Source organism: Metallosphaera cuprina Ar-4, from assembly GCF_000204925.1.
Classification (GTDB): Archaea; Thermoproteota; Thermoprotei_A; order Sulfolobales; family Sulfolobaceae; genus Metallosphaera; species Metallosphaera cuprina.
The window spans coordinates 1,698,950-1,713,862 of the sequence record NC_015435.1 but is presented as its reverse complement, the minus strand read 5'-3'; the positions used below and the strand labels follow the sequence as shown (position 1 = coordinate 1,713,862).

The 14,913-nt window shown below is 41.3% G+C and carries 16 protein-coding genes and 1 tRNA gene; 7 read left to right on the top strand and 10 right to left on the bottom strand.

Annotation, left to right across the window (positions count from 1 at the left end):
- Positions 1–30 precede the first annotated feature (30 nt).
- Positions 31–342 (top strand): Sul12a family chromatin-organizing protein, encoded by a 312-nt coding sequence (gene sul12a / locus MCUP_RS08875; protein ID WP_013738481.1) that lies wholly within the window; start codon positions 31–33, stop codon positions 340–342.
- A 2-nt stretch (positions 343–344) separates the two neighbouring features.
- Here sul12a and MCUP_RS10205 read toward each other — a convergent pair whose 3' ends face one another.
- From MCUP_RS10205 to MCUP_RS08860, 3 genes are read right to left on the bottom strand one after another with little or no spacing between them, the layout of a single operon-like run.
- The gene (locus MCUP_RS10205) at positions 345–812 is read right to left on the bottom strand and encodes a DUF1947 domain-containing protein (protein ID WP_013738480.1); all 468 of its coding nucleotides are present in this window, start codon (positions 810–812) and stop codon (positions 345–347) included.
- A gap of 11 nt (positions 813–823) precedes the next feature.
- Positions 824–2,959 (bottom strand): xanthine dehydrogenase family protein molybdopterin-binding subunit, encoded by a 2,136-nt coding sequence (locus MCUP_RS08865; protein WP_013738479.1) that lies wholly within the window; start codon positions 2,957–2,959, stop codon positions 824–826.
- Between the two features lie 25 nt (positions 2,960–2,984).
- Positions 2,985–3,551: a M48 family metalloprotease gene (locus MCUP_RS08860; protein WP_237697989.1), complete on the bottom strand. Its 567-nt coding sequence runs from the start codon at positions 3,549–3,551 to the stop codon at positions 2,985–2,987.
- Positions 3,552–3,635: 84 nt separating this feature from the next.
- Between MCUP_RS08860 and MCUP_RS08855 the strand changes: the two genes are divergently transcribed.
- On the top strand, positions 3,636–4,652 hold the full coding sequence (locus MCUP_RS08855) for a zinc-dependent dehydrogenase (protein WP_013738477.1): 1,017 nt from the start codon (positions 3,636–3,638) through the stop codon (positions 4,650–4,652).
- Here MCUP_RS08855 and MCUP_RS08850 read toward each other — a convergent pair.
- Positions 4,581–5,492: a cobalamin biosynthesis protein gene (locus MCUP_RS08850; RefSeq protein ID WP_048057644.1), complete on the bottom strand. Its 912-nt coding sequence runs from the start codon at positions 5,490–5,492 to the stop codon at positions 4,581–4,583. The two genes, MCUP_RS08855 and MCUP_RS08850, sit on opposite strands and share 72 nt — an antisense overlap.
- Positions 5,459–6,199, bottom strand: a complete 741-nt coding sequence (locus MCUP_RS08845; protein WP_013738475.1) for an adenosylcobinamide-GDP ribazoletransferase — start codon at positions 6,197–6,199, stop codon at positions 5,459–5,461. The genes MCUP_RS08850 and MCUP_RS08845 overlap by 34 nt, the downstream gene beginning before the upstream one ends.
- A 15-nt stretch (positions 6,200–6,214) precedes the next feature.
- On the opposite strand from MCUP_RS08845, the gene MCUP_RS08840 reads away from it, so the two are divergent.
- Entirely contained in the window at positions 6,215–7,618 is a 1,404-nt protein-coding gene (locus MCUP_RS08840; protein WP_013738474.1) for a cobyric acid synthase, read from the top strand.
- Positions 7,619–8,728 carry a GMP synthase (glutamine-hydrolyzing) gene (locus MCUP_RS08835; RefSeq protein WP_013738473.1) on the top strand — a complete coding sequence of 370 codons (1,110 nt, stop codon included), beginning with the start codon at positions 7,619–7,621 and terminating at the stop codon, positions 8,726–8,728.
- Positions 8,729–8,908: 180 nt separating this feature from the next.
- Here MCUP_RS08835 and MCUP_RS08830 read toward each other — a convergent pair whose 3' ends face one another.
- Together MCUP_RS08830 and MCUP_RS09980 are read right to left on the bottom strand one after the other, a co-directional pair.
- Positions 8,909–10,537 carry a thiamine pyrophosphate-binding protein gene (locus MCUP_RS08830; RefSeq protein ID WP_013738472.1) on the bottom strand — a complete coding sequence of 543 codons (1,629 nt, stop codon included), beginning with the start codon at positions 10,535–10,537 and terminating at the stop codon, positions 8,909–8,911.
- A 45-nt stretch (positions 10,538–10,582) separates the two neighbouring features.
- Positions 10,583–10,695: transfer RNA gene (locus MCUP_RS09980), tRNA-Cys, on the bottom strand.
- A 59-nt stretch (positions 10,696–10,754) separates the two neighbouring features.
- On the opposite strand from MCUP_RS09980, the gene MCUP_RS08825 reads away from it, so the two are divergent.
- Positions 10,755–11,321, top strand: coding sequence for a nucleotidyltransferase (locus MCUP_RS08825; protein WP_013738471.1), 567 nt, complete (start codon positions 10,755–10,757; stop codon positions 11,319–11,321).
- Here MCUP_RS08825 and MCUP_RS08820 read toward each other — a convergent pair.
- Positions 11,305–11,475: a 50S ribosomal protein L40e gene (locus MCUP_RS08820; RefSeq protein ID WP_013738470.1), complete on the bottom strand. Its 171-nt coding sequence runs from the start codon at positions 11,473–11,475 to the stop codon at positions 11,305–11,307. The two genes, MCUP_RS08825 and MCUP_RS08820, sit on opposite strands and share 17 nt — an antisense overlap.
- A 69-nt stretch (positions 11,476–11,544) precedes the next feature.
- On the opposite strand from MCUP_RS08820, the gene MCUP_RS08815 reads away from it, so the two are divergent.
- Complete coding sequence (locus MCUP_RS08815; protein WP_013738469.1) at positions 11,545–12,051, top strand: transcription elongation factor NusA; 507 nt, start codon at positions 11,545–11,547, stop codon at positions 12,049–12,051.
- A complete protein-coding gene (gene aspS / locus MCUP_RS08810) occupies positions 12,051–13,340 on the top strand; it encodes an aspartate--tRNA(Asn) ligase (protein ID WP_013738468.1) in 1,290 nt (429 codons plus the stop codon). The genes MCUP_RS08815 and aspS overlap by 1 nt, the downstream gene beginning before the upstream one ends.
- Before the next feature lie 2 nt (positions 13,341–13,342).
- Here aspS and truD read toward each other — a convergent pair whose 3' ends face one another.
- Both truD and pth2 read right to left on the bottom strand, forming a co-directional pair.
- Positions 13,343–14,428: a tRNA pseudouridine(13) synthase TruD gene (gene truD / locus MCUP_RS08805; RefSeq protein WP_013738467.1), complete on the bottom strand. Its 1,086-nt coding sequence runs from the start codon at positions 14,426–14,428 to the stop codon at positions 13,343–13,345.
- Between the two features lie 6 nt (positions 14,429–14,434).
- Positions 14,435–14,788, bottom strand: a complete 354-nt coding sequence (pth2, locus tag MCUP_RS08800; RefSeq protein WP_048057643.1) for a peptidyl-tRNA hydrolase Pth2 — start codon at positions 14,786–14,788, stop codon at positions 14,435–14,437.
- Positions 14,789–14,913: the final 125 nt, after the last annotated feature.

Here is a 14,913-nt window from a genome sequence, read left to right as displayed (position 1 = left end):
AAAAGTAGTGATGAGCTAACTATCCTATTTATGGAATTAACGCCGAGGCTGCAAGATATTTTAAATATTATAAAAAATAAGGGAGAAATTAATGTTCAAGACATAGCTCTCATTCTTAAGGTTTCGCCTAAAACGGCTAAGGGATATATAAGGGAGCTATCCAGACTGGGTTTCGTTAGCGTGAGCGAGGAGGGTGTAGTCAAGCTAGTAATAAGAACTGATGATCCTATAGAGAAGCTCACTAAAATAATTGAGATACATGAAGGAGAAATAGAGATGCTAAGGAAACAAGTCGAAGAGCTGAGGCAAGAACTCCAAAAACTAAAGAGGAAAGGAAAATAAACTTAGGTCTTAGACTTACACATGTTCCAAACCTCGTCTCCTATCCAATGTAAACTGGTAGCAACTCTTCCCTTTCTCGAACTCAAAGCCTCAATCATCTCTCCTGTCCCCATCATTACGGCTACAGGTTGTCCCTGTCTCGCCTTTACAACTATAAGCGATCCAGGCAATAAATTACCTGAACTCTCAAGCACTCCTGGGGCATAAAGGTCAGCTCCTCTAACTATTGCCTTTACTGCCCCTTCATCTATTTTTACCCAAGGCATATTTATATCATTTTTCTGTAAAAAACATAACGTCGGAATAAGTTTATCGTCAAAGAAGCACAGTACATCATCGAGGAAGTAAAACACTCGTTTCTTATCTTTTCCAATTTCGATTTTATTAGCGTTTATATCTATATTATAAAGCATTTTTATTTTGTTTTTGAATTCTCTCATATCTTTTTGAGATAAAACATGCTTCTGCAAGTTTTATCTCCTTAAGCTAATGCTCTCTCTAGGTTTATTGGCATATAATTGAACTTCTTGCCTAGACATCTTTGAATCGCACTCATGATAACGGGAGTTCCAACTACCGCTCCGGCCTCTCCAACACCTTTAGAACCTGTGGGGTGAGGTGATAGGCCATTGACTACATATCTCCAGCTGAACTTAGGCGTTTCAACTGCAGTAGGTATGGTGTAGTCCCCAAAGTTCCCGTTCTGTAATAACCCGTCACTAAATACAGCTTCTTCGTATAGAGCTTGGCTAATTCCCTGAAGTGAACCACCGTGAATTTGTCCCTCTGCAAGAAGAGGATTTATAACGTTTCCAATGTCATCGAGCGCTACATACTTCTTTACCTTTATCATGCCAGTTTCCTTATCTACACTAATTAAAGCCATATGTACTCCGTACGGAGTTGTCGGCTTTTTCACTGGATAAACTGACGTAACGTCTAAAGGAATGCCTAACTTGTATGCCGATTTGATTGCCTCAGATAGATCGATACTCTTCCCAGTTTTCTTATGCCTTATCTTACCCTCACTGTACTCAATTTCCTCTAGATCTGCCTCCATTGACTTTGCCGCTGCCTCCATTATTCTCTTCTTTAACTCTTGAGAAGCTTGCATAACTGCAGAACCTCCAATCGTCGCAGTTCTGCTACCCCATGTACCAATACCGTCTTCAATGATATCAGTATCTCCCCACTTGACCTCAACGAGTTCCATAGGTATCTCTAGTACGTCGGCTGCTAACTGAGCAAACGCCGTGCCTTCTCCCTGGCCATGAGGTCCAGTTCCTGAAACTACCACTATTTTTCCATCATATTTGGCATAAACTCGAGCTGTTTCCCACGGGCCAAAAGCTGTTATTTCAACGTACATTCCTAACCCAACACACTCTTCACTTGGCGTAGCCTCGGACTTGAGGCTTTCGTAATAGGGTTTAGATTGGTTTAGTATCTCAACGTAGTTACCTGTATCATACGTTATATTAAATGGATTAGTGAAGGGCATATCCTCAGGTCTGACAACGTTCCTCATTCTAATCTCAAACGGATCTATCTTAAGTTCATTGGCGACCTCTTCCATAATACTCTCAATGAAGTACGTTGCTTCCGGTCTTCCTGCACCTCTATAGGACGTTGTGGGTGTTAGATTTGTATTTACACCATATGCTGTAATATAACCGTGCTTTATCTTGTAGGGGCCCGGAAGCATTCTTGCTGCACTCAATATGTTCCCACCATCATCGTCGTTCGCATCAGCGTAGGGTGCACCAAGGTTTCCTATTACTGTACCCATGAGGACCCTTATTGTACCATCTCTATTTACACCTATCTTATACCTTAGCCATTTGTCTCTACCGTGTCCTGCAGTAATCATCTCCTCCCTTCTTGTTGCTATCCACTTTAGTGGAACTCCAAGTTTAAGCGCAAGATAGCTGACGGCGTACTCCTCAGGATGCGTTATTATCTTACTCCCAAAAGCTCCTCCTACGTCAGGTTGAACCACTCTTATATTTGAGATACCGAGAAAACTCACCAAGTTCCTCCTAAGGTAATGGGCTGATTGAGTGGAGGACCAAACGTTAAGTCTGTTTCCATCAAACCAGGCTACGATACCCCTTGTTTCCATGGGTGAGGCTATCACCCTTTGATTATGTAACTCCCCGGTCAAGACTACAGGGGACTTATCAATTTCTTTTAACGGTTCCCCTCCAAAGAATTCCTTCTTTATATGAATATTACTCTCCAACTTAGAGTAAACTTTTACTTTATCTTCCATGGCTTTGAAAGGATCTACCTCAAACGGTAGTTGCTGGTACTCCACCTCGATACTCTCCAGCAGATCTTGAGCTTCATATCTATCTCTAGCGACCACTGCCGCGATGGGTTGGCCTACATACGTTACCTCATTGGATGCAATGGGAAAGTCTCTCCCTGGATTTATTTGTGAACCTAGAAATACGTTCTCTCTACTCTTTACTTTTATAAAAGCGTGAGGTAATTCTGATCTGAGGAACATAACGTAATAAGTACCTGGTAATTCAATGTCGTCAACATAAGATCCTTTTCCTGTAATTAATTTTGGATCTTCTACCCTTTTTATAGATTTGCCAACGTATTTCATTTGTTTTTATCTAACGGGGTCTAATTTAAATTTTCTTAAGTCTGTTGATAACAGCAGGATGTGTTGAAAATATGGACGACTTCTCTTCAAGGTTACCATAAGAGGTGAGAAGTTTCAAGTATTGATCCCTACCTACTAACGTTACTGCATATCTATCCGCTGAGTATTCGAAATACCTTGAGACGAACTTGGAAATTATTATTTCAAGTAGAACAGTTCCTATCCCAAGCAAGAGGTTGTAATCTAGAATTACGTAAATGGAAATTATTGTTAGTCCTATCAACATTAAAAACGTCTTAATGTGATGTTTCCCTTTAATGTGCCCTATCTCGTGCGCTAGGGCAGCTTGTAAATCGTTTTCGTTATTTAAAAGTGCTCTTGTGACTATCACAACTCTATTAGGTAAAGAAAAGGCGTTTACTGAGTCGTCCGAATTGACTTTAACCTTAATTTTTACTCCGGACTTCTCCTCAAGCTGATTAATTGAAATCGAGTCCAAATCATGATATCTTTTAACCATTATGGCAGGAATTATTATGTAAAATAAGGCCAATAAAATCGGAGTGACAAAGGCGAAAGTAATCAGCAACACATTGTATTATGGGCAGTAGTACTATTTAACAATATTTCGTTGCGTGAAAGTTTCACTTTAAATTTTGGTAGAGAATCTCTTGTTATGAAAGCCATATTAATGGAAGGAAGTAAGGCTGTACTTAAGGAAGTTGCGATCCCTAAATTAAATAAGGGAGACGTGCTAGTAGAGATGAAGGTCTGCGGTCTTTGTGGTACTGATATAGAGAAGATATGTGGACAATACACAGCGTCACAACCTATTTTGGGTCACGAACCTGCAGGTATCGTAGTCGAGTCTATGTCAGATTTAGTGAAACCTGGGGATAGAGTATTTGCACACCATCACGTTCCGTGTTACGAATGTTACTATTGTAAGAGAGGAAGCCCTACTATGTGTCCTTATTACAGGAAGACCAACTTAGATCCAGGAGGTTTCGCAGAACTATTTCGAGTTCCAGCATGGAACGTAGAGAGAGGCGGGATATTAGTCCTACCAAATAATGTAACTTTCGAGGAGGCATCTTTCATAGAACCTTTGGCTACTGTTGTGAGATCTCATAATCGTGTAGGGTTAACAAAAGAGGATAGCGTTTTAATTGTTGGTGCAGGGCCCATGGGACTTCTTCATCTCCTTAAGGCCCAAGAGACTGGGGTTAATAACATCCTAATATCCGACGTCTCGGAGTATAGACTTGATTTCGCATCTTCACTAGGTAACGTGATTCCTATAAATCCTGTCAAGGCTAGAGTAGAGGAGATAGTTAGGGGAAACACGGAAGGAAGGGGAGCTGATATCGCTATAATAGCGTCTGGATCTCCCCAGGCCATAATTTCAGGCCTTAACTCGATTAGGAAAGGTGGAAAGGTCCTTCTATTCGGTGTTCCTTATAAGGGAACAATATTGGATTACGATGTCAGCAACCTGCTTAACAACGAGATCTCGATAGTGTCTAGTAACGCTGCAGTAGAAGAGGATACTAGGGAGGCCTTGAGGTTAATCTCTGAGAGAAGGCTAAACGTGTCTAGATTGATCACGCACAAATTTAGCTTAGAGGAGTTCAATGAGGCCGTAAGGATAGCTAAGCAAGGAAAAGCCATAAAAGTAGTAATAACAAACTAGGATAGTAACTAAATAGAGCAATAGTGTCATCTTGAAGAGGATTAGAGCCAGCTCAATATGAGTTGATGTAGGCAGGTCTCCAAAACCTACGCTGTACTGATTCATTTTTTCCAATCTAACCCCAAGAAGTCCTGCTGCGATGCTAATAGGATACTTTGCGTTCGGGCTCTCCATTTTGGCCTCCCTCAATGAGGAGACGGCTTTTCTTACATTCAAACCAAGTAAAAGTCCTGCAAGAAGCATAAATAGGGCTGTCAATCTCGCGGGTATATAGTTTAGAATTGTATCGATCTTAGCCGAGAAGTAACCCTCTCTTATAAGTTCAGCCGTTTTATAACCTACCATGCTATCCATAGTGTTTGCAAATCTTTGAAGCAGTGCTCCAGGTAATCCTAAGAACAGAAACCAAAAAATTGGTGAAGTTATACCGTCAACCATGCTTTCAAAAAGGGATTCGATTGCAGCAGAGGCAACGTGACCCATGGATGCGTTGCTTAGATCCCTTCTTACGATGTTCTGGACTACCTTTCGAGAGTCCTCTCTCAATGGTGAAGCTCTGGCCACAATAGAGTAGAGCAGTCTTATGGAAAAGGTAGTCTTAAGAACGTAAACGAGTATCAGCATCTCTACAATTCTTATCTGCACATAAATTGGGAGTAAACATAACAAAAGCACCGGTACTACGGATGACACCCATATGAAGACACCGTACATTTTACCTCTATAGGGTTTAATCAACTTTTCAGATATTTTCCCAACATAAACTACTGGATGAGCTAATAGAGGAGGTTCCCCAATTATTAGGTCTAAAAATATCGCAAAAATAAGAATTGCAAGCACTTGTTCTCACCTAATAGAAGCAATGGGAAACTCAACGTTATTGTCATACCTGTTAGATCACCTGATGAACCTCCAAGAACCCTTTTTCCAAGTAACGTAAACGTCGCTAAAAGAACAGGCATTAGAATTAATGTGCCGGGTGTTATGAAGGGTAAGCTTTGGATGATTAGAGCTGGCCATTTTCTTCTCAACTTCTCATGAAACATTTTACCTAAATTGCTTCCTTCCATAGGCTTCATAATTGCCAGAGTTAGTAGTCCTACGCTTCTGCTCAAGACTTCAGCTGATATAAGAGAGAGTAACGTAGTTACACCTATCCGAGGAATTGTTCTTACAGCGATGTAGAAAACGATCAGGTAGACAATAGCGATTCCTATTCCGCCTGTACCTATAGAAAAGTCTTTTAGTGCACGTCTCCTCTCTTCTACATTTCCCCTTATCATGAGAGCGTCCCCAAAATCTAGTAGACCATCCAGATGATTAAACCCTCTTACTATCTCTACAACAGGGATCAAGACTAAAACGGACAGATTTCCTATAAGAGGTTTAGCCAAGAATAACGCTAAGAAATCAATGGAACCCGTGACTACTCCAACTATCAGAGGAGCCAGGAACGAGTACTCCACAGTGGATTCGAAATCGGTTTTCCCAACAGGTATTATTGTAAAAAAAGATAGCTGCCCTAGGATTCCCTTTAATACTCTCACATTCTCATTCAATCCATGGCAATTATAATTTCTTCTAGCATGAGCGACTCAGGGAAGTCCTTGCTCACGGCAGTTTTGGTTAAGCATCTTCGAGGAATTCCTTTTAAGGCGCAAAACATGTCTTTGAATAGCTTTCCGACTAAAGATGGTGGAGAGATAGCATTCATACAGGCTTTTCAAGCCATAGGTGGTGGGCTTGCGCCACAGAGGTTTATGAATCCCGTCCTTCTTAAGCCCTCTGGAAAAGGAATAGAGGTAATAGTATGGGGAGAATCACAGGGAAATCTATCTGCAGAAGAGTATTATTCAAAAATAGGAATAATTTGGGAAAAAATTAATAGTGTAATAAGCAAAGAGATGGTAATAGAGAGCGCTGGAGGTATAGGGGAGCCTAATTTCATAGAGAGAGACATATCGGGTTTTAAGATCATGCAGAGAGGTGTTCCCTCAGTATTGGTACTAGATATAGAGAGGGGAGGCGCATTCGCCTCAGCGTATGGGATATATAACATGTTACCGTCATCTGTTAGGGACAAACTGAAGGGCTTCATCATAAACAAATTCAGAGGTGACGAGAAGCTTCTAGACCAAGCGATTTCTTGGTTAGAGAACAGAACTTCGATGAAATATTTAGGGGTTATACCTTACGATGAGAGATTGAGGATAATGGCCGAAGACTCTATGAACGTCTCCGATCTTGGAGATGGAGAGTTGGAGGTCGGTGTCATATCTTATCCATACATGAGCAATTTCAATGAGTTCCACGTGTTTGCCAACTCCAACGCTAGATTGCGATTTATAACTAAGCCATCTCAACTTAGTAAGGCCGACCTGGTTATACTGCCAGGGACTAGAAACACAAAGATCTCATTAACTTGGTTGATAGAAAGGGGTTTCTTGGACGTTTTGAAAAGGAAGACCGTATTAGGGATATGTGGTGGGTTCCAAATTATGGGAAACAAGCTTCTCGATCCTTTTGGACTGGAGGCTGGAGAACCCAGTTCTTATGAGGGATTAGGGTTGCTACCTATCAACGTTAAGTTTAGATCAGAGAAAGTGGTTTCCATAAGTAGGGCGAGATCAGATTTCGGAAGTATAGACGGGTATGAAATACGGAGGGGAGATATAGATTATATACGTCATAAACCTTTGCTCCAGATAGAGTACAGAAACGGAGCTAAAGTCGAGATAGAAGATGGTGCCTGGAACGAGAACTTTATAGGGCTCAGTATTCACGGTTCTCTTTACTCTGAAGGAGGAAAGGCGATCCTTAAGCAGCTTGGAATAAAGATCGGTTCAAGCTCTCTTGAAGACGACATAAAGAAGTCCGTTAACTTAGCTTACGACATAATTAAGGATAAAGTAGATCTTGAAAGGATAGAACAGATTTATATTGAAAATGATCGCAATGAGACATAAATGTTCTCTCCAGAGAAGTTCATTGAAGAGATAGAGCCACAAGTGAAATCAATAGTTGGGAACAACAGACTGGTGGCAGCGGTTAGTGGAGGTGTTGATAGCACAACTGCGGCCGTGATAATGTACAGGATTCTGGGCGATAAGGTCACACCAGTCATGCTCGATACTGGTTTTCTTCGCGAGAACGAGGCTGAGCGGGTTAAGAGTTCCCTTAGTAACATCATTCCACTAGAGATCGAGGACGTATCTGAAATGTTTATGAAAGGACTTGAGGGAATAGGAGACGCGGAGGCTAAAAGGAAAAAGTTTAGAGAGCTATTTTACTCCACCATTTCTAATATAGTCTCGAAATATAACTCTAAGTTCTTAGTTCAAGGGACCATCGCTGCGGACTGGATAGAAACGAAAGGAGGTATAAAGACTCAACATAACGTTTTGGTTCAGCTGGGCATAAACACCGAGAAGACTTGGGGCTTTTCATTAATTGAACCCCTAGCCGATTTATACAAGAATGAGGTCAGGGAATTAGCTAGATACATCGGATTACCTAGAGAAATCTCGGAGAGACAACCGTTTCCAGGACCAGGACTGCTCATTAGATGTGTCGGCGTTTTAACAAAGGATAAACTGGAGGTAGCAAGAAGAGCAAACTCTATAGTTGAAAGAACCCTTTCAAAATATCATCCTTCCCAATATTTTGCAGCCGTGTTTGAGAGGGAGAGTGAAGTGGACCGTAAACTATCCGAGGCACTTTTAGATGAAATAAGGGTATATAAGGTTAAGGCCACTGGAGTTAAGGGAGATGTTAGAAGTTATGGCAAGATAGCTTCCTTCAGGCTAAGAAGAAGTTATAGCGAAATTAGGGAGGTATCTAGCAAAATTACATCAGGCGACTTCACTAGAGCCCTGATGAGGATTAAGGAGGGCAAAGGCAAGTACTCTGTCGCCATAAGGGCAGTGAGCACTGAGGATTTTATGACAGCCGATATACTGGAGTTAGATCCTGATACGCTGATGGAGTTAGCCGAAGAGATTACAAAAGTTAAAGATGTAGGAGAGGTTGTTTACGACGTTACAACTAAACCTCCTGCTACAATAGAGTACGAATAACACGCTCAAAACTAAGCTGGAAGCTTACATCTAGGAATAAATAGTCTTTAGGACAAGACGTTAAGCTGATTGATTAGTTTTCTTAGGCGTTTTTAATAGTATTAAAATGAAAATAGTTAATCAATAAGGTCTAATTTCAAGGAGTAGAAAAGAACGATAAAAATTTATCTTATCATTAGTTTACGATCCCGTATTTAGGAGTACAATTGACTCGTATCTCGGGTCTATCTTAACGTTAACTACTTTTGGTTGTCTATCCCTTTCTAGAACTTCCTTTAGACCTCCATACGTGTCTACAGTAATAGCGCCTATTGACGCCTCTAACTTTTGATCCATGTTTACTGGGTTATTGATTCTTCCAATTGAAGGGATATCTGATTTGAACGTATCCAAGTAAGTTAGACCGTTATCATTGAATATGAGTAACGTCCCTTTCATCTTAGCTAGTCTTTGTTGAATAAGACCTATGTTTTTGATGGCTCCTGCTAGGTCGGTGATACCTATACCGTTTTCATCGCCTGATTGAATTAGCCCAGTAACACCTATGCCCCTCTCTATCATAGATTCGCTAGTAAACCAGACTGGACTATCTATCGGTAGTCTGACCAGATCAAAGGTCGGTGCTGTTAAGTCTATGAAATACTTAGAGAACTTAAACTGATAAAGTAGTCTAGTTACGTCATAAGGCCATAAGCCAGAATGTGGTTTAAGAGTGAAGACTTTTCTGCTTGCAGCAATATCAGATCTTACTTCTCTCTTTATCGGTTCCTTGATTTTTTGTTTTAAAATGGTTATGAGCTCCTTTAAGAACAGACCAGTATCGGCAACTATAGGAACCTGAGGGATGAAAGTTTTTCCTATGTCTTCTCCATCAACGTTATTATGCATTAAAAATCCCTTGTAGCGCATTGACCAGCCCGCCGTACTCAGCTGAGGTAGCCTAGAACCTAAAACCAGTATTGAATCGGCTTCCATAACTATCTTAGACGCTGCTTCCGTAGAAAAAACTCCTAGTCCCTCACCAGCGTAAAGAGGATGGGATGCCGGGAATACGCCTTTAGCTCGGAAAGTCGTTATGACCGGAGCGTCTAACAACTCAGCTAACTCAATTAGTTGAGGAGTTGATCCTGATGCCTTCACCCCATATCCCGCTATTATTACAGGCAGTTTAGAGTTGCCTAACACCTCTGCTACTTTAGCGACCGTGTTCTTGTCTGGAGTTTTCTTTTCTGGTTTCTGCTCAGCTGGAGAAAGGGGAAAAGCCTTCAATTTAAATAGTTCTTCTGCAATTTCAACTAAAGCAGGTCTCATCCTGTTGCTTAAAGCCTCCTTATATCCCTTCTCTACCGTTACAGTTATTTCCTCTATGCTGATTACCCTTTCCTTGAACTTGATGAAGGGCGAGAGGGCAGCTGACACGTCATCTGGCGATCTCAGTTCTCCAACTCTAGCTCTTCCGGTGTCTCTGTAAGATCTCAGGGTCCCTAAGAGGAGGAGTGGTACTGAGTCAGAGAACGCTTGGGCTATAATCTCTATCCCTTCCAAAAGTCCACTTTCAGGGGCACTTATTACAACTCCACCTTCTCCAGTTTCTCTGGCGTAAGCGTCAGCCAAGCCTATCGCGTCTCTGACACTTAGTGAGATGTCAACTTGCAGGCTATACTGATTTAATCTTTCTAGAAGAAAGTCTGGGATTGAAGTCGATGTGAACACTCTCTTAACTCCTATTTCCTTTAGAACGTAAGAAAGAGCCTCATCTCCCATCATTTCCCTTCCAACCGTCTCTTCCTTTCTCTTCGGCTGACTCAAAGTTTGATCGATATAAATCAACTAATGGTCAATATAAACTTAGAGAGCCGGGGGCGGGATTTGAACCCGCGAAATAACGGGTCTCCATCAAGGAAACCCACTGCAGCCCCTAGCGCTATCGATGATAGTGCCGCCTTAGACCGCTCGGCCACCCCGGCAATATAATTCTATGAGTAAAAAATTATAAAGTGATTGCAGTTCTTGAAATGTGGCTTGATTGATTTCGTTCGAAAAGATTGGAGACGTTTTGGACGAGATAAAGAAATTAATCGATTTTGTAATTATAGGGGATACGATAGTAGATCTATCGCTTGGGAGGAAGGGAATTGAGAGCGATCTAGATCTTTTCCCTATAAACTTCAGCGTAATTGTGAACTATGACGAACTTAAAGAATTTGTTAACGATAGAGGCTGGGATTTAGGTTCAACTCCAATAGATACCCCAAGGATAGTTATACCACTTGGAGACGACCAATTGCAGGTCGATATTTATGAGAATATTCAGGACTTCTTCGTACCTTCAATAGTTATTGAAAGCGCGGAGGAAATGAAAATTGGTAAAGGCTTTTTCAAAGTGATAAAGTTGGAGGACTACATTCTTCTTAAGGCTAACGCCTTTAGAGAGGAGGATGAGGAGGAGTTGAAGAAAATTATTCAACTCATTGGTGAAAGGAAGCTAAAAATAGACATGAAAGTCTTAGCATCTCATGTTAAGGACTTTGAAGAAAATAAGGATAGTATAGAGGAGAGACTAGCATCAATAGGACTTAAGCTCTCTTCGTAGGTAGTTCCTTCTTCTTCGGTCTTAAGTTAGTGCTGTGGCATCTTCTGCACTTAGTAGCCCTTATAGAGTTAACGGCTCCACACTGCCTACAAATTTTCTTTATGAATACTCTCTCCTGAACTATCTGAATTTTTGCCTGATCCGTTAAAGGCATCGTTCTAACCCAGTACTTATATAATAGCTAGATTCAAAAGTATTGCGGTAAAGGGAGAGTGGACTTAGAATGAAAATTCCTCTTGATTACCTTTGTGTGCGGAGCGGCCTTCTTTGCGATCGTTGCCAAAACCTAGTTGACAGCGGTCAAGTGGATCAGTTTGAAATTAAGGTTATGGAAGCTCTGCTAGAACTGGAAGAGACTCAATTTCGTGAGTTGAAAGACGCGACTTATTATAAGGCAATAAAGTCAGGTAACCTTCTTATACTCATAGTTGAGAGCAGCCCAACGTTAGATTCGTCCAAGTGGATAAAAATAGCTAGAAGTTTACAGGACAAGCTTAAACTTAAGGTGAGAATCTTAGAGAAGACCACGAGCATCAAGAATAGCGCAGTTCAGCTCTTATCCCCTGCTAGAGTCTTAGGGGTAAATACCCTTTGGCTCCCTGACGGCTCTGTTCAATATGTGATAAGAGTTGCAAAGAACGAGAAAAGATTGTTACCAGCCAACGCTGTGGACTTAGAAAACGCTTTATCAAAGATTCATGATACAAAAGTTAAGATAAGGGTTGAATAATGCTCAGGACGCATTTTGTAAAGGAGATCACACCCGATCTCGATGGGAAGCCAGTTACACTAGCAGGTTGGGTACATAACGTACGCGATCTAGGAGGAAAGAAGTTCATACTGTTGAGAGATAAAAGCGGGATAGGACAAGTCGTAGTAGAGAAATCATCTCCCCCTTTTGAGTTAGCTAAGGAGTTGAGCCAAGAGTCAGTTATACAAGTTCAAGGGATAGTCAAATCAGACAGGAGAGCGCCAAATGGTGTGGAGGTTTCATGTACTGACCTTAAGATATTAAGCAAAGCTAAGTCTCCTCTACCACTTGACGTTTCTGATAAGGTTAAAGCTGATATTGAAGTTAGATTGAAAGAGAGGCTCTTAGATCTGAGGAGGCAGGAAATGCAAGCGATGATTAGAATACAGTCTACCGCAGTTAAGACATTTAGGGAGGTCCTTTACAAGAACGGTTTCTATGAGATATTTACTCCTAAAATTATAGCTACAGGTACTGAAGGAGGTGCTCAGCTGTTTCCTGTAATATATTTTGGCAAGGAAGCGTTTCTAGCTCAGAGTCCGCAGTTGTACAAAGAGCTTTTAGCGAGCGCCGTAGAAAGAGTATTTGAGATTGCCCCAGCATGGAGGGCGGAAGAGTCCGATACACCTTATCACTTAGCCGAGTTCGTAAGTATGGATGTGGAGATGGCCTTCGCCGATTATAATGACGTGATGAACGTTGTTGAGGAGATAATGGTTAACGTATTACAAAACGTTGCTAAGCATAACCAAGAGGATTTAGCTATTCTTGGTCATAGGCTCCCCTCAATAAGTAGACCTATTAAGAGAGTAACGTATAGGGAGGCTTTAGAAATTCTTCAGTCCCAAGGTCTTAACGTTAAATTCGGAGATGATATAGGCACCCCAGAGTCAAGGATACTTAACAAGGTACTAGAGCAAGACATTTACTTTATAATAGACTGGCCAGCATCTGCAAGACCTTTCTATACAAGGAGAAAAGAGGGCGACAATAACATCAGTGAAAGCTTCGATTTAATCTATAGATGGTTAGAACTGGTTTCAGGGAGCAGTAGGAATAACACCAGGGAGGTGTTGGAAAGCGAACTTAGAGCTAGAGGCCTCAATCCTGTTAGCTTTGAGTTCTTCCTGAAATGGTTTGACTACGGAATTCCTCCACACGCTGGTTTTGGTATGGGTCTACAGAGGTTTATGCTAATGTTGACTGGGTTACAAAGTGTTAAAGAGGTCTCCCTATTCCCTAGGGATAAGAAGAGATTAGTTCCTTAACCTTAAGTAAAACTTTTTGGATCTGTGTTCAATATTTCTGAAAGAACTACAGTAGCATACATACCTCTTTCCAGGGAGAACTTTAGCTCCTGGTTCAATTCTATTGATGAGATGTTCATGAACGCCTTTCTCTTTAAAGGCTTTAGACGTATTCCCAGTTCCTCAATTAGAAACGAGTTCTTATCTACCATTTCCTCTTCGAAGACTTCCTTACATTCCGTATCACAAAGCTCTGGTTTAACATGGATTACGATTTCGTCTTTTTCGTTAGTAGTGGAGTTGATCAGTTTTCTCGATAGTACTCTATTAAAGAGATAACTTTGAAACGCCTCTAGGTAAAAGCTCAGCTTAACTGGAGATCTCTTTAATGCTGATAAGCAGCTCCCGCTGGAATTGAGTTCTAAGTACACCTCTCTTTCTTGTTTCGGGACGTTCGAGATCTGGAGTCTATCCGTTTTTCTTTTCATATAATCTTTTCTGAATTGTTTAATCTCTTTCTTCTCCTCTGAGAACGGATATCCTAGAATGAAGTCAACCGCCTTACACCAATCCCTTTGAGATAAGGCCTTCCCGATGAGGTGAGTTATGGGCCTTCTAGTTCCGAACCTTTGATAACCAATGAAGGCCGGAAGAGTTCCTTCCCTCTTTATCATCTCAACCCTCTTTGTAAGTTCGGCTTCATCAGAGACCAAGGTTATCTCAAACCTATTACCCGTGTGATTGAGTTTCTGATTCGTAAATCCTTTAAATTCTATCGAGAAGGAGGAGTTCGAATAACTTTCAATTCTCTTTTTCCTCACGTAAATAAGTTGCTCCGTCGAAGCATTGGCGTCCTTTATACCGAGGTAACCTGGCCTCTCTCCCAATATTTTAGTCAACTTAGCCATTACTGAAAAATGGTCTAATCCCCTCTTCCTCAGCAAATAAACTGCATATTTCCCAGAGTCTACCCCTTTCCATTCATTACACGGTCTTCTATCTATTTCCTCGACTACCTTGAATCCGTCAGGTCGAGGGATTTCTGCCTTAAGCGGTTCCCATTCATGCACCTTAAATTCGATTCCTATGGCAATATCTAACGGGTGCAATTTGGGTCACAACAACTTTAGATCTCCCGTTATTTTATCTATCAGATCGTCAGGTCCAGGCCCTATTCCTCCACATGTTACGGTTCCAGGCTGTATCTGAGTTTTCCCAGCGTCGGCTATGATATAGGTTGGAAGGTTATTGGCCCTAGCCTTTTCGATGCGAGAAATTAACTCATCCAGAGATCTAACTTTCACGACTATCTTAGGTTGGCCTTCTTGGAGCCAGGAGTCGAGCCAATCCCTCCACGTCGGCTTATTTATTGACTCTAACACTAAGCTGACAGCCGCGTGAGCGACCTGCGCAGCCACCTTTCCTTTACCCATCTCTACGTCCACCCTTACCATTATTACCATTTTCATGGAGAGTACTGGCGAATTTTAAGATATTGAAATTGAGCATCTCTTCCAAGATAGATTCCTAAACATCCATATAAAACGTCACTAATCATCATTATGAGGTATGACATCAGAGATTTAGATTTAAT